The organism is Desulfonatronovibrio magnus, assembly GCF_000934755.1.
GTDB lineage: Bacteria > Desulfobacterota > Desulfovibrionia > Desulfovibrionales > Desulfonatronovibrionaceae > Desulfonatronovibrio > Desulfonatronovibrio magnus.
In genome coordinates this window covers 12482-39041 of the sequence record NZ_JYNP01000052.1, presented here as the reverse complement: position 1 = coordinate 39041, position 26560 = coordinate 12482, and the positions used below count along the sequence as shown (strand labels likewise).

Annotated in this window: 20 protein-coding genes; 15 read left to right on the top strand and 5 right to left on the bottom strand. The window is 45.4% G+C overall.

Translation table 11 applies throughout. From position 1 onward, the window contains the following. Positions 1-200, bottom strand: a 200-nt coding sequence (locus tag LZ23_RS07130; RefSeq protein WP_045212813.1) for an Rpn family recombination-promoting nuclease/putative transposase, incomplete at its 3' end; no start/stop codon positions are given. An 869-nt stretch (positions 201-1069) separates the two neighbouring features. On the opposite strand from LZ23_RS07130, the gene LZ23_RS07125 reads away from it, so the two are divergent. Beyond that, a complete protein-coding gene (locus tag LZ23_RS07125) occupies positions 1070-1663 on the top strand; it encodes a TetR/AcrR family transcriptional regulator (RefSeq protein ID WP_045212811.1) in 594 nt (197 codons plus the stop codon). 61 nt (positions 1664-1724) lie between these two features. Here LZ23_RS07125 and LZ23_RS07120 read toward each other — a convergent pair whose 3' ends face one another. Next, positions 1725-2720 carry an Lcl C-terminal domain-containing protein gene (locus LZ23_RS07120; protein ID WP_045212809.1) on the bottom strand — a complete coding sequence of 332 codons (996 nt, stop codon included), beginning with the start codon at positions 2718-2720 and terminating at the stop codon, positions 1725-1727. A gap of 217 nt (positions 2721-2937) precedes the next feature. Here LZ23_RS07120 and LZ23_RS07115 point away from each other — a divergent pair, with 217 nt between their 5' ends. Both LZ23_RS07115 and LZ23_RS07110 read left to right on the top strand, forming a co-directional pair. Beyond that, complete coding sequence (locus LZ23_RS07115; RefSeq protein ID WP_045212808.1) at positions 2938-4326, top strand: response regulator; 1389 nt, start codon at positions 2938-2940, stop codon at positions 4324-4326. Next, positions 4280-7132 (top strand): CBS domain-containing protein, encoded by a 2853-nt coding sequence (locus tag LZ23_RS07110; RefSeq protein WP_084590929.1) that lies wholly within the window; start codon positions 4280-4282, stop codon positions 7130-7132. The genes LZ23_RS07115 and LZ23_RS07110 overlap by 47 nt, the downstream gene beginning before the upstream one ends. 509 nt (positions 7133-7641) lie before the next feature. Here the strand turns inward: LZ23_RS07110 and LZ23_RS07105 are convergent. Beyond that, the gene (locus LZ23_RS07105) at positions 7642-8430 is read right to left on the bottom strand and encodes an ATP-binding protein (protein ID WP_232300432.1); all 789 of its coding nucleotides are present in this window, start codon (positions 8428-8430) and stop codon (positions 7642-7644) included. Between the two features lie 636 nt (positions 8431-9066). Here LZ23_RS07105 and ahbB point away from each other — a divergent pair. From ahbB to LZ23_RS07070, 6 genes are all read left to right on the top strand, one after another. Next, the gene (gene ahbB / locus LZ23_RS07100; RefSeq protein ID WP_045212804.1) at positions 9067-9546 is read left to right on the top strand and encodes a siroheme decarboxylase subunit beta; all 480 of its coding nucleotides are present in this window, start codon (positions 9067-9069) and stop codon (positions 9544-9546) included. 53 nt (positions 9547-9599) lie between these two features. Then, positions 9600-10880: a glutamate-1-semialdehyde 2,1-aminomutase gene (hemL, locus tag LZ23_RS07095; RefSeq protein ID WP_045212802.1), complete on the top strand. Its 1281-nt coding sequence runs from the start codon at positions 9600-9602 to the stop codon at positions 10878-10880. Positions 10881-11560: 680 nt separating this feature from the next. After that, entirely contained in the window at positions 11561-12034 is a 474-nt protein-coding gene (locus tag LZ23_RS07085) for a cytochrome c3 family protein (RefSeq protein WP_052507185.1), read from the top strand. Between the two features lie 297 nt (positions 12035-12331). Beyond that, positions 12332-14512, top strand: a complete 2181-nt coding sequence (locus LZ23_RS07080) for a hypothetical protein (protein ID WP_045212799.1) — start codon at positions 12332-12334, stop codon at positions 14510-14512. A 158-nt stretch (positions 14513-14670) separates the two neighbouring features. Beyond that, positions 14671-14862, top strand: coding sequence for a hypothetical protein (locus LZ23_RS07075; RefSeq protein ID WP_045212797.1), 192 nt, complete (start codon positions 14671-14673; stop codon positions 14860-14862). Next, on the top strand, positions 14862-15560 hold the full coding sequence (locus LZ23_RS07070) for a ubiquinone/menaquinone biosynthesis methyltransferase (protein ID WP_045212795.1): 699 nt from the start codon (positions 14862-14864) through the stop codon (positions 15558-15560). Before LZ23_RS07075 ends, LZ23_RS07070 begins: the two co-directional genes overlap by 1 nt. 231 nt (positions 15561-15791) lie before the next feature. Here the strand turns inward: LZ23_RS07070 and LZ23_RS07065 are convergent, their stop codons facing one another. Further along, complete coding sequence (locus LZ23_RS07065) at positions 15792-15992, bottom strand: DUF2065 domain-containing protein (protein ID WP_045212793.1); 201 nt, start codon at positions 15990-15992, stop codon at positions 15792-15794. 73 nt (positions 15993-16065) lie between these two features. Here LZ23_RS07065 and mqnB point away from each other — a divergent pair, with 73 nt between their 5' ends. The 6 genes from mqnB (at position 16066) to LZ23_RS07035 (ending at position 25199) form a co-directional block, all read left to right on the top strand. After that, entirely contained in the window at positions 16066-16770 is a 705-nt protein-coding gene (gene mqnB, locus LZ23_RS07060; protein WP_052507182.1) for a futalosine hydrolase, read from the top strand. A gap of 675 nt (positions 16771-17445) precedes the next feature. Further along, entirely contained in the window at positions 17446-18267 is an 822-nt protein-coding gene (locus LZ23_RS07055; protein WP_045212791.1) for a 1,4-dihydroxy-6-naphtoate synthase, read from the top strand. A 104-nt stretch (positions 18268-18371) separates the two neighbouring features. Continuing rightward, positions 18372-19340, top strand: a complete 969-nt coding sequence (locus LZ23_RS07050; RefSeq protein ID WP_045212789.1) for a polyprenyl synthetase family protein — start codon at positions 18372-18374, stop codon at positions 19338-19340. A 4-nt stretch (positions 19341-19344) separates the two neighbouring features. Further along, positions 19345-21828 (top strand): diguanylate cyclase, encoded by a 2484-nt coding sequence (locus tag LZ23_RS07045; protein ID WP_045212787.1) that lies wholly within the window; start codon positions 19345-19347, stop codon positions 21826-21828. A gap of 95 nt (positions 21829-21923) precedes the next feature. Further along, entirely contained in the window at positions 21924-24905 is a 2982-nt protein-coding gene (locus LZ23_RS07040) for an AIR synthase-related protein (RefSeq protein ID WP_045212786.1), read from the top strand. A gap of 54 nt (positions 24906-24959) precedes the next feature. Next, positions 24960-25199, top strand: coding sequence for a hypothetical protein (locus tag LZ23_RS07035; protein ID WP_045212784.1), 240 nt, complete (start codon positions 24960-24962; stop codon positions 25197-25199). A gap of 208 nt (positions 25200-25407) precedes the next feature. Here LZ23_RS07035 and tsaA read toward each other — a convergent pair whose 3' ends face one another. Then, positions 25408-26466 carry a tRNA (N6-threonylcarbamoyladenosine(37)-N6)-methyltransferase TrmO gene (tsaA, locus tag LZ23_RS07030; RefSeq protein WP_045212782.1) on the bottom strand — a complete coding sequence of 353 codons (1059 nt, stop codon included), beginning with the start codon at positions 26464-26466 and terminating at the stop codon, positions 25408-25410. Positions 26467-26560: the final 94 nt, after the last annotated feature.

Here is a 26560-nt window from a genome sequence, read left to right as displayed (position 1 = left end):
ACCCTGACAACCACGTCAGTAAGAAACTCTTTGAACTCTTCAGCTACAAACCCGCTAATATCAATTTCTATTACTGACAGATCTAAGTAGGCCTTGATTTCATCCGGTATGTAATATTTGATGAAATCTCGGACCAGCTCTTCATCCTGGAAAAAGGTCTTAAAGCCTGCATCGTGTGGGGATGGAATTTCAAATGACATAGTGAAAAGATATCTTATGGTTTGGGACAATGCAAGAAGATTAAATATCAGCTTTTAGTTGATACTTCCGGTTGGGCCAATTATATGGTTTACAGTTAGAGAAAAAGCTGGTCTGGAAGACGTAAAGCTGCACACTCTCCGGCACAGTTTTGCCAGCTTTTTGATAAACCCCGGACGCTCAATAAATAAGGACCAACACTATCAATAAGTCCCTTTAACTTTGCCGCTATTAGTATGCCAGCAGTTCATGTAAGATTCAGATTCAGCTCCATAGAAACTTTTCGGGCAAGAAAGTCATCAATAACAACTAAGGAGCCAGGATTTATAGGCTCCTCACCCGGGCGGACCGGGACCGAACCTGTGAGTAACTTATACCCTTAGTTCACAGGCTCCAGCCTGGGGAAGTTTTTCTCTTGCGGCTCCAGCCGCTTCTTCAAAATGTGGCTGGAGCCACAAAAAAAAGGTATTCCCAGGCTTGAGCTTGGGAACAAGAAAAACACCCTTAACACGTTAGAGATTGCCGCGCTCGAAGACTCGCTCGCAATGACACCTGAGCTGTCAGGGATGTAGTTGCTCAAAACCTGTCATTGTTAGCAAGCCCAAGCGACCGAAGCAATCTGTATGCGGCTTACAACTCAATCTTTTCCTTAATCTCAGCCCTTCCAACACCTCCCTGGCAGTAAACCGCCTGTGTCCTTTTCCCTTGTAAAGTTTTGGTTCTGGATATATATCAGCCAGCAGGCGCTTACGCATGACATCAATATGGTCGCCCAGAGCTTTGGCAACCTCGCCTGCTTTTTATAGTGCTTCCTTTAGTGGCCTGCAGCAATAAGTTACCAAGTTAATAAAAAAATCAGGAGACGCGAGTCATGGCTAAAAACAGAAAAGTTAAAATTGTTGCCACAGCTAAAAAGCTGTTTGCCACTCAAGGTTTTGACAGCACTTCACTCCAGCAGATAGCTGATGGCACAGGGGTGACTGAGCCTTTGATGTATTATCACTTTAGAGGCAAAGAAGATATTTTTATCGAGATAATAAGAAGTGTATATGAGGAATACTTCGCTCACATCAAGTCCCTGCCTCAAAATCCAGGTACCCAGTTCGATAAAATCAGCAACCTGATTCGCTTGCATATTAATATTGCTGCAAACAGACCCAATGACGGAAGGTTGATCCTGTCCCACTGTCCTTCCAGTCTGAAAAAAAATACTCACATCTACCATGAAATAATGCAGGAAAGACATGATCTTATTACCGGATACCTGCGGGATTGTCTCGAAACTGGAAATGCCGCTGGCGAGTTTGATGCCCATCCAGTAGAAGAGTTGGTAATAGTCATTGCGTGTCTTTTAAAAGGAGTAATCCATAGAAAACTTCTTGGTAGAATAAGCGAATCTTCTTATGAGTACACAGCAATTGAGTTCTGTCGCCGGGCATTAATGCCCAACCCTGTAATTTACTGATAGGTGAAGCACAGGCTTCCCATGGTCATTCTTTTGATAATGGTGAATCTGTTAAATAAGCTCAAAGCTCACTTCGTACCGGCCAGAGGTAAAATTCGGCATAGGGCTTGAATCCAACACCAACTGCGCCTTTGTGCAGATACAGAACGTATGCCCAGTCTGCTTCAAAGAAGCTTGTGGTAGATGACCAGTATCCTTCCTGCAGTCCTGTGAATTGATGCTGGTCAGGCAGTGCAGGGGAGTGGTTTGAGGCATCTACCAGGGACTCAAGCTCATTAATGTTGGGCATTCGCCATCCATTCCCCTTGATTTCTGCCACAGCATCCAGGGCTTGTATCCAGGTGAAAGGCCCTCCACTTATTTTGCCGGGATCATGCCATACAAGGTTTGTCAGCTTATCAAGAAAGTGGGGCCCGTGTTTAACAAATCGTGGTTCAGGCCACGGTTGTCCTGTCTGGATTTCAGAGTCCTGGCCTGAGCCTTTACAGTCTATGGTTTGCCCCTGGGTGTCATGACACATTGTCTGACCTGTGGCAGGTATGTGAACAGATTTCCCCCTTACAGGCCATACCAGGTACCTCTGGTTTTTACCGCCGTAAAACATTCTTGCACCTTCAAGGTGAACGTACCAGGCATATGCTGGTGCCATGGCAGATGAAGTGGAAGTCCAATACCAGCCCAGGAAGACATCTGCAAATGGATGGTCCTGTGGCAGTGCCGGCTTTCTCGCACCATGAGACAGGATGGAGCGCATTTCACGACGATTGGGCATCCTCCAGTCATTAAATCCGCCAAAACCCTGGTTATTCAGTTGGTCGATCTCTGCAAAGGCCTGGTCCCATGTCAGAGGGAATTCAAAGAAGTTTGCCTTGCGAGTCCAGTTGAGGCCGGTTAATTCATCCTTGACAACGTCCTTGTCTAAAAGAGTAAATCTGGGCACAGGCCATGGTTCGCCAACGGCATAAGTGGGATCCTGGCCGGCATTTAAACAGTGAATTTCATTTTCCTGCTCATCAAAACATCTGTCCAGTCCGGTTTGAATAATATTTTTGATCATAATGACGGGACCTTTTACTCCGTGTTCATTCTTAAGAGGCAACAGTTTGCAGTGTGCGAGGCTTGGGTGGAGTCCTTGCAAATTTCATATTGGTAGCATATTATTACTGACTTCAGGAATTTTTACAAGCTGACCAACAGGCATTGCAACAGTTTTTTTGCAGATTGATTTTATGTGTTTTGAGTGCTGGCCAAATTGCCGGCCAAATGGAAACCTAATGAATAAATCACGAATACTTATTGTAGATGACAGTAAAACCATTAGAAAGGTGCTGCTCAAGCAGCTTGCGTCTTTCAAGGCTGAACTTTTTGAAGGTGAGGACGGGCAGGAAGGACTGGAAAAGGCCTTAGAACATATGCCTCACATGATCATAACTGATATAGATATGCCCAGGATGAATGGTTTTGAACTGTGCAGGCAGCTTAAGTCTGACGAGAGAACCAGGCATATTCCCGTACTCATGCTAAGTGCCAATGAGAATGAGGAATATATTGAAAAAGGTTTTGAAGTCGGCGCAACTGCATATGTACCCAAAATCAATGCCAGCAGGGACTTGTTGCCCAGGGTCAATGACATTCTGGAAAAGTCAGTCATGTTGCGCAACAGCAAGGTTCTTGTAGTGGATGATTCCAAATATATCAGGGGTATAGTGTCCCGTGGTCTGATGGAGAATGGTTTCGGTGTGGAACTGGCTGAAAATGGTATGAAGGCCCTGGAAATTCTGGGTAATCTTAAGCCTGATATGATCATTACTGATCTGAATATGCCGGTCATGGACGGTATAGAGTTGTGCGAAAATATCCGCTCCCGTTCAGAGCTTGATGATGTGCCTGTGCTGATCATGAGTTCTGAGAGTGATCGTCGATTGATGAGAGAAATGATGCAGCGGGGGGCATCAGGATATATACTTAAGCCATTCAATCTTGATCAGCTTGTGATATATGCTGAAAAACTGCTTTCTGATCACTTTCGACTACTTCTTCTGGATAAACAGCGCCTGACACATGACCGGGATATGCTTGTGGGCAGCATTGCCAGCCTTATTCAGGCTTTGGAGGCACGAGATCCTTATACCAGAGGCCATTCAGAATCAGTGGCTGCCATTGCTTCCCTGATTGCTAAAGAAATGGATTTTTCTGAATCAGAACTGCACGACATCACTTTGTGCGCCCGGCTGCATGACATTGGAAAAATAGGCATTCCGGACAAGGTACTACTCAAGCCAGGACGCTTGACTCATGAAGAGTTTTCCGAAATTCAGCGTCATCCACTTATGGGGGCCCAAATTTTAAAACCCATACCCAGTATGAGCGAAATAATTCCAGGAGTATTGCAGCATCATGAAAAGATAGATGGGTCAGGATATCCTTACGGTCTCTCCGGCGATGCCATTCATCTCTGGGCGAGAATCATTGCTGTGGCGGACGTCTATCATGCTGTAACCAGCAGCAGGCCATACAGAGATCCCATGGGGTTTGATAAAGCTCTTGAAATAATTGGCAGTGCCACTGGTAATCATCTATGTTCCAAATGCGTATCAGTATTTTTGAAACTTATACATGATAACCCAGATATTGGCCAAGGTCATTTTGAATCTATCTCCTGACACTGCTGAGCCAAGGAAAGATAAAGCCATGTTAAACAAGACAGTTGCTGAAATACTCAGTTCGGACGTAGTCAGCATTGACCAGAGCGCACCTGCCATCAATGTGGTCAGAAAAATGCGCGAGCATCGTGTATCGTGTGTGGTGATTATGGACGACCAGTCTCCAGTGGGCATCTTTACAGAGCACAATCTGCTCTGGTCAGTAGCCCAGGGCATTGATATGACCAAATCACCAGTGAAGCTCAATATGAGTTTTCCTGTATATTCTCAAAAGAGTGCCACCACTGTGCTGGATGCTTACGATCATATGCGACGAATGAACATAAGGCACCTGGTTATTCTGGATGACAATCAGAATGTCATGGGTGTGATTACCCTGACCAATCTCATCAAATCCCTGATGGAAGGGGGGCTGGACCAGGAAACCACTGTTGCTGATTTTTTTAATCCCCAGGTCATTACTGCTCCGTTAGACGGTATGGTGCGCGATTATTTTCGGGTTATGGCTGAACAGCAAATCAGCTGTCTGGTGATTGTGCACGATAGCTCTCAAATGCCTCAGAAGGCATCGCATGTAGCCGCAGGCATTCTCACTGAACGTGATTGCGTAAGGATTGTGCATGATGCACTGCCTGATCTTGATCATCTAAAACTTTTTCAGGTTATGAGCAGCCCTGTTCAGGCTGTTTGCAAAGATGAACCATTGCAGCTTGCCCTTGAAAAGATGTCTGCGCAAGATCTGCGCAGACTGGTTGTGCTTGATCCATGTGGACAAGTGGCAGGGATTTTAACTCAATCAGACATTGCCCGGGGTTTGGGTTCAAGATATATGGCTACACTGTCCAGCCTTCTGGCAAAAGCCAGGCAAAAGGAACAGAAATATCGCGGGCTTTTTGAAAATGCCTTAGAGGGTATTTTTCAGGTTTCCTTTGATGGAGAAGTGATCAGTGTAAACCCGGCTCTGGCCGGAATGCATGGTTATGAGTCGCCAGAAGACTTTACAAAAAGTATCACTGGCCCTGTATCTGAGCTGTTTGTGGATAAAAATGTATTCAGGGATTTTTTTCGGATACTTAGAGAAGAGGAGAAAGTATTCAATTTTGAAGCCATGCTCTGGAAAAAGGATGGATCATGGTTCTGGGGCAGTGTGTCGGCTCATCAGGTTTGGGAAGATGGCCAGAATCTAATCGAAGGGTATGTAGAGGACTGTACCGAGAGAAAGCAGGCTGTTGAAGAGATTCAAAATGCCAGAACACTGGCTGAAAGTTCTTCCCGGCTCAGGGATGAACTGTTGCAGCTGATTAACAACGGGGTCAGAACACCTCTGATGAGTATACTCGGAGCATGTGATATGTTTCCTGGATACCCCACAAATCGGCAGGAAGATATGATTTTCCATATGGCCAGGCATGCATGCCAGAGTCTTACTTTAGTTCTCAATGATGTTATGGACCTCATTGGTTTTGAAGATAAGACCTTTGTTCTGGAAAACAATTTTTTCAGTCTGTACGAAGTAACGGAAAATGTTGTTCAGCACGCGGGGCTGACTGCTCGGGAAAGAGACTGTATTTTAAAAAGTGAGATTGACCCGGATATAAATTCTCTGGTCAAAGGGGATGCCAATCGTTTGAGCCAGGTTTTGAGTACCCTGCTAAACGGTATGATTCAGCAAAGTTATGATGGAACTGTAAGTCTGTCCTTGAAAATGGAAGAACAGAGCGGTGTGTACACTTTTACTCTGCATAGTGACAGTGTTTCATTGTCGGGGTCAGCATCCGATATGGACGGCCATTTGCCCTACAGGCCGGGCGCTTCCCCCCTGCCTTCAGTTCACAATGGATTAGGTTTGCCCATCTGTGAAAGAATAATAAGAGCCATGGGGGGCTCCATTCATACCCTTCAGGGAAAAAATGCAGATTTGACATATGTCTTTTCTGTCAGGCTTGAGTCAAGCTTAGTTGAGACCGGGCTGGCTGTTTTCAGGGAAAAAATGCAAGGCATCAAGGCTCTGGTAGTGGATGATGTATATGCGCATAGATTTGTTTTATGTGAAAACTTGACTAATCTGGGTGTTGATTTTCTTGAGGCGGATAGCATGGATAAGGCCTTTTCATGCTGGGAAGAGGTCTGCACAAGCCGAAATAATTTTGATCTGATCCTCATTCCTGCAAGAATGGCAAGCGACTTCTCCCAAAAGATTACCCGGCAGAGTTTAAAGGCTTTGACCAGAGATCAGGACTTTCTTCCAGGTATTATTGTTATTTGCGACTCAAAAGGTAGTCAAGGTCATTTTCCCGGGGTTTTTAACGATGCATATGTTATTCTGAAGCAGCCATTCTCACTTTCGCACCTTTCAGATTCCCTGGTCAGGGCCTTGAATCTGAAGATAGGTCCGGTTGTTATACCCACATCTACTTGTCCGCCAGGGCACTTGCGTGTTCTGCTTGCTGATGTTCCTGCTTCCAGGCAGGTCATGAAGTATTATCTTGAGCAGTGCGGCTGTGAGGTCCATGTGGTGGGCAATGGACTTGAGGCATTTGAAGCCTTTGCCTCGGGCCGGTTTGATCTGGTTTTGCTGGAAATCAGGCTGGCAGGGTTAAGTGGTATAGAAGCAGCTGAACTCATGCGTGAATACGAGCAGGAAAAGGGGCAACAGCCAGCCAGAATTGTTGGGGTCTGTGCTCATTTACCGGCTGCTCAGAAAGAGGCTGCATTGAATGCGGGCATTGAGGCTGTTCTGATCAAGCCGTTTGAGAAAAAACAGCTGATAAGAGTTATCAATGAGCTTTTTGCTTATGATGTATAAGTTTAATGCTTTGTAAGCTCCTCACCCGGGCGGCCCGGGACCGAACTTGTGAGTAACTTTAGGATACTGTCACTTTTCTGAAAATTGGGACAGTCCCCGCGAGGTACTATAAAAAAGACTGATACTCCATTGGTTCATGGAAGAAATTTGCCTTAATGTAAAAATTTACACAGCGAGGGACAGTCCCTTTGCCAGGCGCAAAGCTCCCATCTTTGACGGAACTTTTCTGGCAAATGTGCAGCAATCATGAGCAAAAATCGTCAAAATGTGATAACTGTAAACATTTGATTTTATTAGCAAAACGATTCCAGTTACTTGTAAGCGCTCCACTCCGGCGGACTGGGACTGAACCTGTGAGCAACTTTCAGGCTGTTAAAGCAAAGGCGGCTGGAAGCCGCCTCCACATTGAAGGGCAGTCTCATATATGGGAATTAGAACAGTCCCCGCGAGGTACTAAAGGATTGATACTGCATTGGTTTCTGAACGAAATCCTTAACCTGGCAACTTGATCATAAGGATAATGGCTGAAAAAGCTGATCAGCAGGTTTTTCAGTAAAGGTAACTCCCTGTCGGGTAATTTTGATTTCCTCAAATGGAATATCCTGCCTGACTGTGGCAATGGCCTGCCTGACAATATGAGCCAGACCGGCGCAGCAAGGTACCTCCATGGACAGTACTGTAATGCTCTTTATCTGGTTTTGCTTCAGAATATCAACGAAGCGCCTAATGTAGTCATGAACTTCATCAAATTTGGGGCAGCCCAGCATGATTACTTTTTCCGGAAGCAAGCGCTGATGGAGGCTGGGCAGAGCCGCGCACGCGCAATCTGCTGCTATTAGAAGGTCAGCATTTTTCAGAAAAGGCGCGTGAGGTGGAATGAGACGGATTTTTACAGGCCAGTGACTCAGAGCTGAATCTTCTTCATCATTTGAACTAAGAGATGCTTTTTGTCCGGCCGGGCTGAATGTTTTCATTGCTGACCCAGGACATCCGCAGCCCAGGTTGGGAAATCCGGGGGCAGTCCCTGGCTGTTTCGGAATACTTTTCTGATTTAAGCTCAGATGCTGCTCTACTGCATCATGATCAAATGGATCAGCTGGTCGGGTAATGATGGAGATTGCGTTTTGGGGGCATTGGCCAAGGCATGCGCCCAAACCGTCGCACAGATTGTCCGCAATGAGTCTGGCCTTGCCGTTTATGATTTTTATTGCCCCTTCCTCACATCCAGGTACGCATTGTCCGCAACCATCACAAAGATCTTCATCAATTCTAACTATTTCGCGTTGTGCTTTCATCATGGCTTTACTCTCCTTTAGTAACTTACTCCTGAAACCCTGTCATAAAAATCAAGAAAATTTGAACCGCAAAGGCGCCCGGGTTGAATGCCCTTGGGGCTTGCTTTTCGAGCAATTCAACTGGGCAGGCGAAGAACTCAAAGTTAAAGACAGTAAACTTCTTTCTTCCTTTGCGCCCTCTGTGTCTTGCGTGAGTCTTCCAACAGGCGGTTAAAATATTTTTTTTGGGGTTGTGGGCACAGCCCGCATTAGACTAATTTCAGGGTGCTGGAAGTACCAGCGGTCATATTGTTGAATCAAATGAGCTCCTTCCGGCCGATTTCGGCATAAGGAAGTTGCTTTTTCATGCTCAATGAGGGCATATTATGCACTCTTGCCAATATAGCTTTGACTTATATCAATTAGCATTTATTTTTGGAAATAAATCGTATCTTGCAAATTAGGCTGTGAATCACTATGGATAGTTAGACCTATTGAGGCATGTTAAAACTATTCGCCTGGAGGGACTCTCCCCTTTATGTGGAGGCGGATTCCACACGCCTGGACTTTAATAGCCTGCAGGATGCAGGCTCTACTTATCAAGGCAGTTACTCACGGGACAGGTCCCAGGCCCCCGGTAAACGCTTATAAGGAAGACCAATGACAGCAATTCAGTTCAGTGATAAGGAAAAGAAGGTTTTAAAAGTAGTACAGGCTGATTTGCCTGACTCGCTTGAGCCATATGCAGACATTGCCCGCATGGCAGGGGTTAAGGAAGAGGATGTGCTGAATTTACTTCAGCGTCTCAAAACAGGGGGATATATCCGTCGCTTTGGCGCAACCCTGCGTCATCAGCAGGCTGGATATGGTTTTAACTCCATGGTGGCCTGGTATGTTGAAGATGATAGTGATCTGGAAAAAACCGGAAAGATCATGGCCAAAAGACCAGAGATAACTCATTGTTATGAAAGAAAGAATTGCCTTGACTGGCCTTATAATCTTTATACCATGATTCATGGACGTTCAAAGAATGACTGTGCCAGGGTGGTCAGGGAACTTCAGGAGGAGACAGGAGTCAGCCAGTGCGCCATGCTTTTTAGTGAAGAAGAACTTAAAAAGACATCAATGAAATATTTTTAGCCAAAATAGCTGCAACAACCAGCAAAAGCATATAGAACAATACAGGAGTTGATATGAGTATTTCCAAAGATCTTTTTGAACAGGCCCGCAAAGTTATACCTGGCGGTGTTAACAGTCCAGTTCGCACATGCGCCGGCGTGGATGCCACTCCCATGTTTATCGCCCGGGCAGATGGGCCGTTTATTTATTCTGAAGAAGGCCGTGAGATGATTGATTATGTAATGTCGTGGGGGCCTATGCTTCTGGGGCATAATCATCCTCAGGTAAACAAGGCCCTGCACCAGGCTCTGGACCAGGGAACAAGTTTTGGTGCTCCATGCAGGCCGGAAATTGATCTTGCTGAGATTATTGTAGAAGCTTTGCCCGGAGTTGATCTGGTGCGCATGGTCAATTCAGGCACTGAAGCTGCGATGAGTGCCCTCAGGCTCGCCAGAGGGTATACGGGCCGTTCCAAGGTCTTGAAATTCAAAGGATGCTATCATGGTCATGTTGATCCCTTTCTGGCCAGTGCAGGTTCCGGCGCAGCGACTTTATGTATTCCAGGCACACCAGGAGTACCCGAGCAGGTAGTAGCGGACACTTTACTGGCCGACTATAATGATCTGCAGGGCGCAAAAGAGTTGTTTGAGAAGCATGGCAATGAAATTGCAGCAGTTTTTGTGGAGCCTGCGGCAGGTAATATGGGCCTGGTAATTCCAGAAGACGGTTTTCTGCAGGGCTTGAGATCGCTTACTCAGGAATATGGTGCCCTTCTGGTTTTTGATGAAGTAATTACCGGGTTTCGACTTTCGTTTTCCGGGGCACAGGGGGTTTATGGCGTTACTCCCGACTTGACTTGTCTCGGTAAGATTATTGGAGGAGGCATGCCAGTTGGAGCCTATGGCGGAAAGAAAGAAATCATGGAGCGCATTGCTCCCTGCGGTGATGTGTATCAGGCAGGAACTCTTTCCGGAAACCCTCTGGCCATGACCGCTGGTTACCATACCTTAAAGCGTCTGAAAGAGGAAAATTATGATCAGCTGGGAACAGACACTGCCGCGCTCGCCACTGGCATAAGGGACATCCTTGCTGAAAAAGGGGTTCCGGTCTGCTTGAACCAGGCAGGCTCCATATTTACAATTTTCTTTACTGAGGGACCTGTTTCCAATTTTGATGATGCTAAAAAGTCTGATCAGGAATTGTTCAAAGCGTTTTACAATCAGATGAGAGAACAGGGTATTTATCTTGCACCTTCAGGTTTTGAGTGCGCCTTTAACTCATTTGCTCATGGCCCTGAACAATGGGAGAAAACCTTGGAGGCTGTGAATAATGTTACATTCCCTGCTTACAAGTAACTACAACCAAATTAGTAATAAATTCAAAGCATTATGCTTTTACCATAAAGATTGCTTCGGTCGCTTAGGTTCCCTCGTGGGTGACAGGTTTTCAGCAACTACATCCCTGACAGCTCAGGTGTCATTGCGAGCGAGTCTTCGAGCGCGGCAATCTCAAACGTGTTGAGGCTAATTTTTTAGTTACTCACAAGTTCGGTCCCGGGCCACCCGGGGGAGGAGCTTCTAAGTAACTGGAGTCGTTTTTCCAACAAAATCAGATGGTTACAGTTTTCAAGTTTTTACGATTTTTGCTTATGATTGATGTACATTTGCCAGAAAAGTTCCGTCAAAGATGGGAGCTTTGCGCCTGGCACAGCTTCCTGCCCGGAGGCTTACAGCCCGGAGGGGGACTGTCCCAATTTCCAGATATGGGACTATTCTTCAAGGTGGAGGCGGCTTCCAGCCGCCTGGAATTAAATAGCCTGCAGGATGCAGGCTCCACTTTTCAGACAGTTACTCACACGTTCGGTCCCGGGCCGCCTGGGTGAGAAGCTTAATTGTAATATCAAAAACAGTAGTTCATGAATAATTTTTTTGTCCATGCCTTTACTATGCTTGACAGAGTAGAATAATGTGTCTTATCTGCTAAAGCAGATTGTTATTTTTTTTACAAGCAATTTTTTTCAAGGAGGTGAAAGAAGATGAAGAAGTCTGTTATTTTAGGAGTGATTGCTGCTTTTTTTCTGGGCTTTCTGGTTCTGCCAACCCTTTACGCTGGATTGACCACTCAACATGAGCAGTTGGATCAGGACATGTCCTACAAGCACGGAACATTTGCTGACAACTGGCTTCTGTACGCCCCAGTGGAGTATGGTGAAATGAGGGAAGCGCCTTCGCCTTTCTCCCACAGCGTGCATGCTGCCTTTGCTTGCGGTGACTGTCACCATGATGAGTTTGGGGATCCCAAAACTGAAGATGACAAGATTATCGGCTGTATGAGCGCCGGTTGTCATGACATGGCTGTTGCCGAATCTCCAAGGGACAGAAGGGATATCCGTTACTTTTACAAAGCATATCATGATATGTGTATGACTGGATGTCATCGTGAGCTTGGTCAGGCTGGTGAGCCTACAGGTCCTACAGCATGCGTGGATTGTCATCCAAAAGATGATTAATTTCAGGTGAATAAAAGGGGAAGTTCAGCTTCCCCTTTTTTTGTCATTACCTCTAAATTCCCTGCTCCGAACCCCGCCTCAGAAACTGACCTCGTTGATAAATGCCCTTAGCATTGCCATAGTAGAGGTGATGAAAAAACTTGTTCGCAGGTACAAAACTCACTTCCAGCCTCAAAAATCCATCAACAGCTTTAAATTGACCAGTTTTTGACAGTCAAGTCACTTTACAACGGTGATATTTTTTTTGTAATGTGGCAGTATGCAGTTTCAGAATATCAGTGAACCAAGGTGGTAATTATGGCTTCAGACAATGAAAAAGATATTTTAGATGATGAGATCATTGATTTGACCGAGGTGGTTGAGGAAGGCAATGTACCTGCGTCAGGACAAAAGGGCGCAAAGCAAAAGGACGATTCGGATCAGGACAGCGATTTTGATGATGATCTGAATGATCTTTTTGACAGCCTTAACTCAGATGATGACTCTGACGATGACTTTGCTGATCTTTTTGACGAAGATGAAAAACCTGGTACGTCATCAGGAAAGAGCGAACATGAAGATGATATTTCAGATGATGATTTTCTTAAAGATTTTCTTGATGACTCAGATGAAGACTCTGACTCTGACGGTGCCCAGGAGTCTGATAAATCATCTCAAGAAGATCTCGCAGATTCTTCGGATCAGGATGATGACTTTGCCGACCTTGATGATTTGCTTTCTGAAAATGATGATAAGCAAGACCAGCAGGTTGAGCCTCAGGATACAGAAGTAGAAGGCGATGATGACGATATGCCTGACCTTGACCAGATGCTCGCCGATATTGATGACGATGACGATGATGATGTTTCCGAAGGCAGGCAGAGTGCTGAGCCCGAGTCAGAATCCGAACCTGCCACCGAACCTGAGCAGAGCCTGGAAAAAGATCAGAAATCTGAATCTGAAATTTCATCCGAACCCCAGTCTGAAACTGAATCTGCCCCAGATATTGAACCTGAATCTGAGGAAGTTTTACAGGATGAAGATGTCATGCCTGCTGCTGATACTTCTGAAACCTTGCAGGAAGATGACCCCTCATCTCTTGAGCCTCCAGCTGAAGATCAACCGACAGATAAGCAGGTGGATCAGGTAGACCATGAATTGGCTTCAGATGCAGGTGAAGCCTCTCATAAATCAGATCCACAAGTTTCCCCGGAAGACTCTCAATCTTTTAATGAGCATATTCAGGCCCTGTCAGGCAGAATGGACGCATTAGAAGAAAGATTTGACCATACTGATGACGGCTTTGCCGAGAGAGTTATGGATGTGTTGGAAGAAAAAGGACACCAATGGGAGTTCCTCAGTAATCGAATTCAGGAGATTAAGAATGAATTAGAGCAGGATCTTGATGCCAGGTTTGAGAAAGCAGTCCCGGACACTCCTGATGTTTCACCTGAGGAATCAGCTGCTCAGGCAGTTGATGCAGTTGAGGCCAGGGGTATGGAGCTAAGCTTTATACCGGAATTGAGTGCCAGAATAGCTGAGGATGTCAAAGCCGCTCTTGCAGCTGAAACAGATGATAAACAGGCTGGACCCGAGAGCATAGATCCGGAATCCATTGAAGGATTCAAGGAAAAAGTTCTGGAAGCAGTGGATGAAAAGGGTCAGGAACTGAAATTCATCAGTGAATTCGCTGAAAACCTCAGCGCTGAATTAAAAAAGGATATTTTATCGCATGTGGATGAAAAGGTAAGCCCAACACAAGCTGATTTTGAGTATCCTGAAGACTTTGAGGATAAAGTGCGCCATGTCTTGAGCCAGAGGCTTGAGGATCCTGACTTTCTGCCTGAAATGGGGCGAAAGCTGTCCAGCATGTTAATGCCGGAGATTATGGAAAAAGTTCAGGAACTTATTGACCAGGAAGTTAAGCAGGATGATGCTGAAAGTTCTGATGCTCTTGAAGATTCCGACCCGGAGCTGGATAAAAAGAGCGTCCTTGAGATGGCAGACAGGATTGGCGAGTTAGAAACTAAATTTGCAGAACTGAGTATTCCTGATCCTGAGGATCTCAGAAAAGAAATAATGGATGATGTGCAAGTACTCTTAGAAGAAAAACAGCCTGAGGGATCGTCCCTGCAAGAAGAAGTCAACGCTGTGGTTGAGGATAAAATCAACGCTCTGATAGAATCCTGGCAAACTGAAAAAAAAGCTCTGGCCGGTGAACTGGAAAATGCTCTAAAGTTTTGGGGCAAGATGCAGGAAAAGCTCACAGTACTAAGCCAGGATATAGGTGAACTTAGAGATAAAAAAGCTCAACTTGAACCTGAGGTTGAGGAAAAGCTTGAAAGTTTGACTCAGGATGCAGTAACCAGGCCTGAGCTTAAGCATCTGGCTTCCCAGCTTAAAGTGGAGCTGGAGGAGTATATCCTCAAGCAGGTACCTCAGGCGGCTGCCAGGGTTATACGAGACGAGATATCCGCCATGATAGGTTCCGGTAAATAGTTACTCGACTGTATCTGATCTTGGTGATAGAGTAATAATCTTAAACAGGGAGGGCTGCAAGGTTTTCTCTGTTTACCGCCCGTTAATGTCTTGTCAGGTCAAGCCATTTCCCCACCGGGCGGTTTTCCAGTATTAAATGGAGTAATTCAGGAGGCAGGATGAATCAGGCTCAAAAACAGGCCTTGCAGGTCACCAAGGAAATTGTGGTTAAGTTTATTGAGGTTGGCAGGATTTCCCCCAGCAACTGCCATGAATTATTCTCTCAGATATATAAAGAGGTGTTGCAGACCATTGAAGCAGACATTCAATCCCAGCAGGAAGTTACTGCAGAAGATGGAGACACGGATTAATGAATCGGTCTGAACACAGCAGGATGGTGGCTGGATATTTTTCCGGCATTGTGAACTGGTATGACTTTTTGAACCATTTTCTTAGTTTTGGACAGGATATTTACTGGAGAAAACGGCTGATCAGGCATGCCAGATGCGGAGCCAACGGCCTGATTGTTGATCTTGCTGCAGGAACTCTTGATGTTACCCGGGAAATTCTCAGGAAAAAACCCGAATCCAAGGTTCTGGCCCTGGACTTTACCTTGCCTATGCTGGTCCGCGGGCGCCCCAAGACGGATTTTGCCCGCACAAGGTCCGGCCTTGTTCAGGCAGATGGAAGATTGCTTCCTCTGCCTGATGAGTGCGTTGAAAGCTTGACCATAGCTTTTGGGATCAGAAATATTAAACCAAGACATGAAGCCTACAGGGAAATACTGCGTGTTCTCAAACCCGGAGGAAGGCTCTGTATTCTGGAATTTGGTACTGGCAAGCAAAAGATATGGCGCGGAGCATACAATTTTTATCTGACCAGGGTATTACCGTTGATAGGCCGCCTTATTTCAAGAGATAAAGGTGCTTACACATATCTTGCTGAAACCATCAAGGGGTTTCCACATCAGGATGAGCTGGCCTTAGAGATGAAAAGGGCAGGATTCACCCGGGTATTTTACTATCCATTAAGTTCGGGGATTGTGTATGTGCATGTGGCTGAAAAATAAAAGGTCTTGAATGGGAACTTTTTGACAGGTGATTTTACAAGCAACTTAAAGAAACTGGATCCCGAATCAAGTTCGGGATGACGGTTAAAGCAAGTACTTACTCTTTACCGTCATTCCGGCGAAAGCCGGAATCCAGGTTTTGATGGGTGTAAGTTACTCACACATTCAGTCCCGGACGCGTTCAATTGAAGCGCTTGCAGCTGATAACAGATAACTTTTAATTCGCAAGCGTTAAAGGCTTCGGCCAAAAAAGATGACGAGAATGCCCAGGATAATGGCTGTGAAACCCAGCCTGCGCAGATTAGCGGTTGGTTGCTTAGACATCATTTCCAGGAAGCGGGGCATTTTTTCCGCCCAGATGAAATATGGAAGCCCTTCAATGACAAACGCAAGTCCCAGCGCGGTTATAAACAGAGAAAAATCAAACTGCATAACCGAAACTATATATTCTCAAAGTATAAATCGCAAGAACAAAAGATGAAGGTCAGGGCGGGAAGGAGATAGAGTGATTCTAATTGTTGCAGCCACAGGCAAAGAAATGGACTGGCTGCTGCGGGGCGCCATCAGCCTTAGAGATTTAGAGGGCATCATTGTGGGAGAGCGCTTCACCTGGAACATGTTTGGTTTTTTAATCTGTGGAGTCGGGCCTTTAAATGCTGCCATTTCCTTAGAAGCATGCCTTGCTGCAAACCCACAGATTAAACAGGTAATTAATTTTGGCATTGCCGGATCTTATGATATCAAAACTCTGCCATTGGGATCTGTTTGCGTAGTTCGCGAGGAAGTATGGCCTGAATACGGGGTGAGGTCAGGCTTTTTTGCTGATGCTTCCATACTTGGTTTTCCCATTTATCAGGAAGGCGAACGTGTTGTCTGGAATCGTCTTTCACTAGTGGAGCGCGGGTTTACTTATGGTGGTCTGAAACTTGATCCGAGCTGGATGGAAGTAGTCAGTGTCACTGTGGCTGGTGTCAGTTCAACACCGGAACATGCAAAGGTGCTGCGTTCTGATTTTCATGGACAGATAGAAAACATGGAAGGTTTTGCTCTGGCGTACTCCTGTTTCAGGCACGATATTCCTTTCCTGGAAATCAGAACAATATCAAATCTTGCGGGATCAAGGGACAAAAAAGACTGGAACTTTAAATCCGCGTTTAGTGCTCTGAACAGAACATGGCACTATATGACTCGAGCACTTCAGACTTCTTGAACGGGCGCATTTATTCATCTTTTCAATCAGAATATCTAATGCGGGCTGTGCCCACAACGCAGTTATCTGTTATCCGTTATTTGTTATTCGTTATTCGTTATTCGTTATTAGTTATTTGTTATTTGTTATTAGGGAAAGGCAGTGAATTCAGGCTATTGCCCTTCAACTATTAACTATTAGCTTCTTCTAAGTAACTGGAATCGTTTTGCTAACAAAATCAGACGGTTACAATTCTCATATTTTTACGATTTTTGCTTATGATTGATGCACATTTGCCTGAAAAATTCCGTCAAAGATGGGAACTTTGCACTTGGCACAGGGATTGTCCCTCGCTGTGTAGATTTTTTCATCAAAGCAAATTTCTTCCAGGAACCAATGCAGCATCAATCTTTTTTATAGTACCTCGCGGGGACTGTCCCAATTTGCAAATAAGGGACTGTTCTTCAATGTGGAGGCGGCTTCCAGCCGTCTGGAATTAAATAGCCTGCAGGATGCAGGCTCCACTTTAAAGACAGTTACTCACACGTTCAATCCCGGGCCGCCCGGGTGAGGAGCTTTTAAACTTAACATGTCTTTCGGACCAGACCAGGTATATAACCCAATATATTGATGAAATTTCTTTCAACCAGGAACGAAGAACCAGGAACCAGGAACTTTGAACTCTAAAGTCAGAATATGACAATATACCAGAAGCAGTCATTGCTGGCGGCAATCTCCCCGTGCCCCAATGATACATATGTTTTCGGGGCATGGATTCTGGGTTTAGTGGGTGATCTGCCCTTTGCGCGAACCAGGTTTGTCTGGGAGGATGTCCAGACTCTCAATGAAATGGCAGCAGAAGGTCTGGTTGATATGATCAAGGTATCCGCGGTCCAGGGCATTGTTCTTGAAGATTATAAAGTTCTCAGTTGCGGGGGCGCGTTCGGTCTTGGACAGGGACCTAAACTGGTAGTTCGCTCGGGATGGCAAAAAGTGCCGCGTACTATTGCCGTGCCAGGTATGCAGACTACTGCCTATGCCCTGTTAAAGGCAGCTGCTGATTTTGATTTTGAACCTGTTCCCATGCTTTTTCATGAAATCCCTCAGGCAGTCAGGCAAGGCACAGTTTGTGCGGGCCTCTTGATTCATGAAACAGCGTTGATTTATAAAAGTCTTGGTTTGGAGATTTCTTTGGATATCGGTGACTGGTGGGACAGGGCTACAGAATGTCTGCCATTGCCTTTGGGACTCATTGTGGTCAGAAAAAAATCAGGCTCGGAGCTTGTCCGACACGCTGAACAGATGATCAGAAAGAGTCTTGACCTGGTCAGATTGCACCCTGAGCAGGTCATGCCCTTGATAAGAAGTCTTGCCAGGGAAATAAATGACCAGGTTATAAGTGAACATATTAATGCCTATGTTAACCGCTACAGTTATGACATGGGGGACCAGGGCTTGAGAGCTCTGGAATTTCTCAGGAACAGGGTTATAGAAAGAGGTAATGAAGGTACTGCGTAAGTGAATGAAAGAGGGTGTGAACAACAGGTAATATTTTTAGACTTGTTCCGGAAAGCAGGGGACAGACACAAAGGTCTAAATTATTACAACAATAGGGAAAATTAATGAGCAAACTTAAGGATTTTTTTAATTCAGAACTGCCTAACATTAACACTGTGCTGCAAAAGGAGCTGCAGGTTCTTAATCCCTTAGTCAAAGAAGTGGGTGAGTATACTCTTCTCGCTGGCGGTAAAAGGCTGCGCCCCTTGTTGACCCTGCTGATTGCCAGATGCCTTAAGCACAGCTGCAAAGATATATATCCTCTGGCCTGTTCTCTTGAATTTCTGCATTCAGCAACGCTTATTCATGATGATATTCTTGATGAGGCTGAGCTTAGAAGAGGGAAAAAATCCGCTCATGTGGTATTTGGTATAAAACGTACAGTTCTGGCAGGTGATGCCTTGCTTGCCCTCGCTAATATGATTGTGGCGAGGTATGATGTGCCAGCCATGAATTATTGTGTAGCAGAAGCCATTTTACAGACTGCTTCTGGTGAAGTAGAAGAAATTGACAACTGCAGAAATCCTGAGATGAACGAGAAGATTTATTTTCAGATAGTGCGGGGTAAAACCGCTTATCTGATCCAGGCAGCAGCCAGTTGCGGAGCTATGGCGGCCCGGGCAGACAAATTTTTGCAGGATATGGCTGCCTCATTCGGGATGAATCTTGGCATAGCATTTCAGCTTGTGGACGATGCCTTAGATTACTCTGCAGAAACCAGTATGCTTGGCAAGCCGCATGGTAACGACATAAGAGAAGGCAAGATAACTCTGCCATTGATACTTTATCTTGAATCTCTTTCGAGTTCAGAAAAAAGCGGCCTGCTCCAAAAAATCTCAAATAACAGCCTGGACCCGCAAGGACTGGAAAATATTATTTTAAATATCCAGCATGATGGCTTTGATCACAGGGTCAGGGAACTGGCTGACGGCTATCTTGAAAGAGCAAGAGCTGCGCTGTACTCATTTCCTGCGTGCGACGAACGGGATATGCTGGACGAGATGCTGGTTCTGGTCAAAACCAGGAAATTCTAAACCTATGGACAGCAATATTTCGAGAGATATTATCAAGCCATTACGGGACTGCCTGAATCTTGTTTTCCCTCCTGTAATGCCGCAACTGATTAAAGAGGCTTCCAAGTCTTCTCCGGATTTTTCCGAGATGAGCAAAATTGTCTCAATTGATCCAGGCCTTACAGTAACGATCATGTCTCTCGCCAATTCACCATATTATGGTCTGAATCAGAAAGTCAGCGACTTGAAAAGGGCCATGGTTATCCTTGGCAGTGCCGAGATACTCAAGCTGGCCATATCCGTAACCATGAAAAAAAGCCTGACAGAGCGTCTTAGTAAATGTGAGCATTTAGAATACCAGAACTGGGCTGTTATTCTCTGGAGTGCCATGGCTGCAGAACTGCTGGCCAGGGAACTCAAGCTTCCACAGGCTGATTCTTTGTATGTTTGTGCCATGGTTAAAGACTTGTCCCTTCTACTGCTGTGTTGTTCTGATGATCCAAGACTGAAAAAGTATGCCTCGTTATGCAGGAAAGAAAAATATGGTCTGCTTACTTTGCGTCCACATCAGCTTGAGGAAGAAGAAAGTCACTGGGGGGTTAACCATACTTTTCTGACAATGGATCTGCTCTCCTCCTGGGGATTTCCCCGGTCAGAATGCGAATTGTTAATTAGTCATCACGACCTTGAAAACATTAAAGACCATGATTCCCCTGCCCGGACATTGATCCTTGCTACTTACTGGGCTGAAGTGGAGATGAGTGAAAACAATATTTCTCAGCTGTTCAGGGTGCGCAGTATTGCCAGGAATATCCTGGGGTTAGACGAAGATGCTTTTGAGCGGGTCAGGTCAACCATCTCCACCCGTTTCAAGACAATGTGTCAGAGTTTAAGCATAAGCAGCAATGACGAAGAAATAGAATATCATAATTTTCCCGTAGTCAAAATTCAGGATCTGTACTTTGCCGCTCAGGAATTGCAGGATGTTCAGGGTGATCTGTACCATGTGGTGAGGACAATACTTAAACAGCTGCACTGGTTGTGGGGGATAGATGAGTTTGAAATTGCGCTTTTGTCGCCCATGACCGGGGAGATGAATCATTATTTTTGTTCGCGGGCCAATGGAGTTGAGCCCCTGCCTAATCAGACTGTGGATGAAGACAGATTAGATAAGGCCGGAATTCATTTTTACCTGCAGGATAAAGGCTATATAAAGGTGTCTGGATCGCTGGGCGAAGAAACTGTCGCTGAAGTAGATTTATACATCAATTTCCTGACCCGTACCTTTGAAGCCTATTATTACAGGACCATGAGCACTACTTGCAAGGCCATGATTATGGATTCTCTGCCGGTAGCTGTAGCCAGGGTTTCAAGTGCTGGAAAAATTCTGCAGACAAATAATCGCTTCAAAGAAATTTTCAGTCTTGATGCAGAACCGGGCGACAGACAGTTCTGGGAATTGGCAGCTGAGTTGACGCACATTCCTGATGATGAGACCTGGAATGATTTCCTGAGCCCGAATCAGACAAAGTACAGCAAGCTTTTTTGTCCTTTAGAGACACGCATGGAAAACAGTCATGAACCGTGCTGGCATCTTAGTGCTCACAAGGTTAGCGTGGATGGTGTGCTTCAGATTCTTGTTCTGCTGGAAGACATTACAGAAGTGACAACTCTTGAAAAGGATGTTTTCAGGCAGAGCGAGCAATTGCGAGGTATTGTCAACTCCATGCAGGATCTTGTTTTTATTGTGGATAAAAATGGCATAATTCAATTTGTTTCTCCGCAATATAAAAAAGAGCTGACTGGTAAGAATTTTTTTAATATGGCACAGCCATCATCTATACTTGGACTGGGCTGGGGCCCAGATGTCCTGAACAAGACAGAGATACCCATTGAAGTCAATCTTATCATGAACAGCACCAGTAAGTCACTGGAACTTATCTGCACTCCCTTGAGCGGAACATCAAGTCCACGATATCTTATAGTGGGCAGAGATCTGACAGCCATCCGCAGGCTGGAAGCCAAGATTAAAAAACAGGCTACTTTTGATCACCTGACCAGGGTTTTCAACCGGCATCAGTTTGCCATATTTTTAGAGAGGGAAACCCAGCGCGCTGTACGTAAGAACCTGGGACTGGGGCTCGTTTTTTTTGATCTGGATATGTTCAAGGAGTTCAACGATCGTTATGGTCACCAGGCTGGCGATGAAGCATTGAGAAGTTTTGGAAGGCTGCTCATTAACAATTCCAGAAGAGGCATGGACTATCCTTTCAGATTTGGCGGTGATGAATTTGTGCTGCTGATTACGGAAACCGACGCAAAACGGCTTGAGGAACTGGTCAAAAGATTTATCAAGTCCTTTGAATCAGATTTCGACTACAATGTCAGTTTGAGCATTGGCCTGGCTATTATGCAGGATGGAGAGAGCAAGGAAGAATTGCTTGGCAGGGCTGATAAGGCTTTGTTTGCAGCTAAGAAAAATCCTGGAAATTCATATATATGGGCATAAGCCATGTTTTTCTCCTGATATCTTTTACTGTCAGGTGTTCCACGTTAATGCAACAGTTTAGTCCTTTTTCAAAAAGTTTAGGAGTTTCATAAATCATGCTGGTTAAATTAGAACTTGGTCTTCTTGAAAGAGTTGTAGATGTTCAGGGCAGGAAGATTGCGGGAAAGATCGCTGATGAACTGAAAATTGCTGTAGATTCGGTCAGGGTGATTGACTGTTTTACCATATCCGGCATAACCGGTATGCAGCAGCAGGAGGTACTGGAAAAACAGATACTGCATGATCCGGTTCTGCATCAGCCTTCTTTTACACCACTGGCCCGGGACTTCGACTGGATCATAGAAGTGGGATATCGCCCGGGAGTTACTGACAATCAGGGACGCACTGCAGCCCAGACCCTGCGCATGGTCCTTGGAGAAAAAGATGAGAGAATTCAGGTCTACACCAGCAGGCAGTACCTGATAAAAGGCGAATTAACGCGGGAAACAATAGAACATATTGCTGCAGATCTTCTCGCCAATGAGCTTATTCAGCGCTTTGATATTAAAAATCTTCAGCAATGGCAGCAGGAACCTGGATTTGATCTGGTTGAGCCCAAAGTGACCGGCAAAGCCGGTGACAAGGTAGAAACCATTGACTTGAAAAGCTTAAATGATGAAGAACTTATGCGTCTTAGCCGCGAGATGGTTCTGGCCTTAAGTTTAGAAGAGATGCATACCATAAGAGAATATTACGACAGGCCACAGATATCCGAGAACAGGAAATCCCTGAAGCTTCCAGGGCAACCCACTGATGTTGAGCTGGAATGCCTCGCCCAGACCTGGTCCGAGCACTGCAAACACAAGATTTTCAATGCTTTGATCAATTATCACAACAAAGATACCGGCAGAACAGAACGGGTAGACAGTCTGTTTAATACTTTCATTGCGGGCAGTACCAAAGATATTCGCAGGCAAAAGGGGGACAAAGATTTTTGTCAGTCTGTCTTCAAAGATAATGCCGGAGTTATCGCTTTTGATGAAGAAATGGATGTATGCATCAAGGTTGAGACTCATAACAGCCCATCCGCTCTTGATCCTTATGGAGGAGCCCTCACTGGAATTGTCGGGGTAAACCGCGATCCCATGGGTACAGGCATGGGTGCGAATCTTTTATGCAACACAGATGTATTTTGTTTTGCTTCTCCATTTTATGACCAGAAACTTCCTCCCAGGCTGCTGCATCCGCGCAGGGTCATGGAGGGAGTGCGAGAAGGAGTTGAGCACGGAGGCAACAAATCAGGTATTCCTACAGTCAACGGCGCTGTGGTTTTTGAGGAACGATATCTTGGTAAACCCTTAGTCTTTTGCGGCACAGTGGGCACGATGCCAGCCTTTATTCATGGCCGGCCCGGATATGAAAAAAAGGCTCTGCCTGGAGACCTGATAGTCATGACCGGGGGGCGCATAGGTAAGGATGGAATCCACGGTGCTACATTTTCTTCTGAAGAACTTCATGAAGGTTCTCCAGCTACTGCTGTCCAGATTGGTGATCCCATCACCCAGCGCAAAATGTATGACTTTATAATGCGGGCCAGAGATATGGGACTGTATAATGCTATAACCGACAACGGCGCAGGAGGGCTCTCGTCTTCAGTAGGCGAGATGGCTGAGGATTCAGGTGGTTGTGACTTAGATCTCAGTCTTGCTCCTTTAAAATATGACGGTTTAAAGCCCTGGGAAATTCTTTTGTCCGAAGCTCAGGAGCGGATGACACTGGCTGTTCCGGAAAGCAGGATTGAGGAGTTTCTTTCCCTGGCCGCAGAGATGGATGTTGAAGCCACTGTACTTGGTCGTTTTACTTCTGACGGCATGTTCAAGGTAAGGTACGGTGCAAAGCATGTGGCCTGTCTTGAAATGGATTTTCTACACAATGGTTTGTCCCAGATGAAGCTGGAGGCTGAATGGCAAAAGCCTGTCTTTCCTGAACAGGTCATTCAAAAAGGTGTTCAGGAATCAGGTGAATTTTTGTCTGAAATGCTTGGCAGGCTCAATATCTGTTCCAGGGAATATATCATCAGGCAATATGATCATGAAGTGCAGGGTGGCAGCGTCATTAAACCACTAATGGGAGTGAATGCTGATGGTCCAGGTGATGCTGCAGTTGTCAGGCCGGATCTTGCCAAAAACACAGGGTTGGTCATCTCCAATGGCATTTGCCCAAAATACAGCGATTATGATGCCTACTGGATGATGGCCAATGCCATTGATGAGGCTGTGCGCAATAATGTGGCAGTAGGTGGAAATTTGCGGCACATGGCCGGTGTTGATAACTTTTGCTGGTGTGATCCTGTAGTTTCAGATAAAAATCCAGATGGCCGGTATAAGCTGGCTCAGCTGGTCCGGGCCAATCAGGCCCTGGCTCACTATTGTCGAGCTTATGGGGTTCCCTGTGTTTCAGGAAAGGATTCCATGAAAAACGATTATGTATCCGGAGATATGAGGATATCCATACCGCCCACAGTGCTTTTTTCCGTTATGAGTGTAATTGACGATATCAATCTGTGCGTGTCATCTGACTTCAAGTCATCTCAGGAGGCAATTTATATTCTGGGGTTGACCAGGGTAGAGCTGGGCGGCAGTGAATACCATTCCAGGCTTGGCGTTAATTGTGGGCAGGTTCCTCAGGTAGACGCACTTTCAGCCCGGCAAAGATACCTTACGTTACATGAGGCCATGCGCAAAAAATTAGTAACTGCCTGTCATGACCTTTCCGACGGTGGGCTCGGAGTTGCTTTGACTGAAATGGCCATAGGCGGCGGAAAGGGGGCTTGCATTGACATGGATCTGGTACCAGCTGATGATCATAACGCCTATTGGCCGGACCTCTTCTACAGTGAATCTGCGAGTCGTTTTCTGGTAAGCGTAAGGCCTGAGGACAGGGCAGATTTTGAAAAACTGTTTTCCGGACAGATATGGGCCTGCATTGGTGAAACAATATCAGCTGATGAGCTTAAGGTTCAAAGCGGAGAAAAATTGCTCATGTCCGCCAGAATTTCTGATTTGGCAAAGGCCTGGAAGAAAACTTTAAATTGGTAGGGTTAATGTTTTATCAATTATATTTTTTACTAACTTAATCTAAGGGAGGTCAGCATGGGTCAGGCCAAATTTGACGCACAGAACAAGGCGGTTTCAATTCCTCAATGGTTGTTTTTCAGCAAAAAGATTCCTTTGTCTGAAATAAAAGGAAAAACTGAAAAAATGGACAGCTCCAGCGGTTCCAAGGTTTTCAATCTGACCCTGACCGGAGATTTTGGAGAGCAGGAGATTTCATTCGGCAGTTATGAAGAATACGCGACTTTTATTTATGAGTATCAAAAGGCAAATCTTTAGCCTTGAGAGATTTTATCGAGATTAACAGTTTGTTTTTTTCGGGAAAAAGCAGGGGACAGGCATTCCGGGGCTTATTTGAGAGTCAAAAGATGTTTTAAACGACTTGTTTTTGAGGAAGTGGGTCCCGGAAGAGTCGGTCCCAATGCCATATATAAATGGTAAAACTGCAATTATCCGGAAAGTTTTCCTTAGGGATGATGGAATGTTTTTAAATACCCTTTGATGAGTTTGCTTCATCAGTCATTAGCTTGTTGAGCTGGATGCCGGCCAGGGCATCAAGTTCATCACTCAAAGCCATAGCCTGTTCTAAGCTTTGTCCCCAACAGGTCAGTCCGTGGTTGATCATAAAAATGCAACTATGCTTAAGGCTTGCAGACCCAACATCGAGAGCCAGTTCCAGGCTGCCTGGCTGAAAAGCCCGCACATTACAAACCTTCCCAGCCAGATGTTTTGCCTCATAAAGCTCAATATCACTCAGAGATAAATTGCCCATTACCCTGCTGAGGGACAGTAAATTTTTGGGGTGGGTATGAGCAACAGCACCTGCTTCACATTGATTTCTATAAATCTCCAAATGCATTTCTGCCTCTGTAGAAGCTTTTGCACTTCCTGCCACTTGTGTTCCTGAGCTTAGACTCATAACACACATATCCTGAGCGGATAAAAATGGTTTGGGCCTGTTAGAGCCAGTAATCAGGACATAGTCCTGTTTTTTAATGCTCAGATTGCCGTTAAAACCGCTAAGCAAACCTTTTGTGCAGGCATACCGCGAGATTCTAATAAGACCTTGAATCTCATCTTCTGTAAAAAAGCGTGCAACATCGCTGCAGTCTGAGCTTTCCTTCCTATTTTTTTCTGAGGTTCCCAATACAGGCTTGATATCAACTACCGGGGTCTGATCCAGTACTTCCAGCGGATGAACCTGGATAAAGTCATCTCCCATGGACAGAATTTCAACCTGATGCATGCCCAGAGGATTGGGCCTGTTGGGGCTTCGAGTAGCAAACACACCGGTTATGGGCAGTGTTTTATCATTTCTTGGATGGCACTGCAGAACATTTCTGTTTCCCCTGTTCAGGAAAGTAATAAGAACGATGTTTTGACCAGCAGCCAATCCTGACATGGCCTGCTTGAACTGTGGTTTGATGCGGATTATGGCCGGAGGGCAGGAATTGTTGCCCTGGCATGGGCAGTCTTTCTTGTTTGTGAATTCAGACTCCACATAACCTATGGGGTACAGTGCAAATTCGTTGTCTGTTGGTTCCATGGCGGTAGCCTCAAATCTATTGTCAAAAAAAATATCTTAACCGCCCGTTCGAAGACTCACTCAAGACGCAAAGGGCGCAAAGGAAGAAAGAACT

What these genes read in the sequence shown, in the direction of transcription:
- LZ23_RS07040 (WP_045212786.1), top strand. Translation starts at nt 21,924, where the DNA reads ATGCTGGTTAAATTAGAACTTGGTCTTCTTGAAAGAGTTGTAGATGTT.
- LZ23_RS07065 (WP_045212793.1), bottom strand. Translation starts at nt 15,992, where the DNA reads ATGCAGTTTGATTTTTCTCTGTTTATAACCGCGCTGGGACTTGCGTTT.
- LZ23_RS07110 (WP_084590929.1), top strand. Translation starts at nt 4,280, where the DNA reads ATGATAACCCAGATATTGGCCAAGGTCATTTTGAATCTATCTCCTGAC.
- LZ23_RS07115 (WP_045212808.1), top strand. Translation starts at nt 2,938, where the DNA reads ATGAATAAATCACGAATACTTATTGTAGATGACAGTAAAACCATTAGA.
- LZ23_RS07125 (WP_045212811.1), top strand. Translation starts at nt 1,070, where the DNA reads ATGGCTAAAAACAGAAAAGTTAAAATTGTTGCCACAGCTAAAAAGCTG.
- LZ23_RS07105 (WP_232300432.1), bottom strand. Translation starts at nt 8,430, where the DNA reads ATGATGAAAGCACAACGCGAAATAGTTAGAATTGATGAAGATCTTTGT.
- LZ23_RS07050 (WP_045212789.1), top strand. Translation starts at nt 18,372, where the DNA reads ATGAGCAAACTTAAGGATTTTTTTAATTCAGAACTGCCTAACATTAAC.
- hemL (WP_045212802.1), top strand. Translation starts at nt 9,600, where the DNA reads ATGAGTATTTCCAAAGATCTTTTTGAACAGGCCCGCAAAGTTATACCT.
- LZ23_RS07120 (WP_045212809.1), bottom strand. Translation starts at nt 2,720, where the DNA reads ATGATCAAAAATATTATTCAAACCGGACTGGACAGATGTTTTGATGAG.
- LZ23_RS07075 (WP_045212797.1), top strand. Translation starts at nt 14,671, where the DNA reads ATGAATCAGGCTCAAAAACAGGCCTTGCAGGTCACCAAGGAAATTGTG.
- tsaA (WP_045212782.1), bottom strand. Translation starts at nt 26,466, where the DNA reads ATGGAACCAACAGACAACGAATTTGCACTGTACCCCATAGGTTATGTG.
- LZ23_RS07045 (WP_045212787.1), top strand. Translation starts at nt 19,345, where the DNA reads ATGGACAGCAATATTTCGAGAGATATTATCAAGCCATTACGGGACTGC.
- ahbB (WP_045212804.1), top strand. Translation starts at nt 9,067, where the DNA reads ATGACAGCAATTCAGTTCAGTGATAAGGAAAAGAAGGTTTTAAAAGTA.
- LZ23_RS07080 (WP_045212799.1), top strand. Translation starts at nt 12,332, where the DNA reads ATGGCTTCAGACAATGAAAAAGATATTTTAGATGATGAGATCATTGAT.
- LZ23_RS07055 (WP_045212791.1), top strand. Translation starts at nt 17,446, where the DNA reads ATGACAATATACCAGAAGCAGTCATTGCTGGCGGCAATCTCCCCGTGC.
- LZ23_RS07070 (WP_045212795.1), top strand. Translation starts at nt 14,862, where the DNA reads ATGAATCGGTCTGAACACAGCAGGATGGTGGCTGGATATTTTTCCGGC.
- LZ23_RS07035 (WP_045212784.1), top strand. Translation starts at nt 24,960, where the DNA reads ATGGGTCAGGCCAAATTTGACGCACAGAACAAGGCGGTTTCAATTCCT.
- LZ23_RS07085 (WP_052507185.1), top strand. Translation starts at nt 11,561, where the DNA reads ATGAAGAAGTCTGTTATTTTAGGAGTGATTGCTGCTTTTTTTCTGGGC.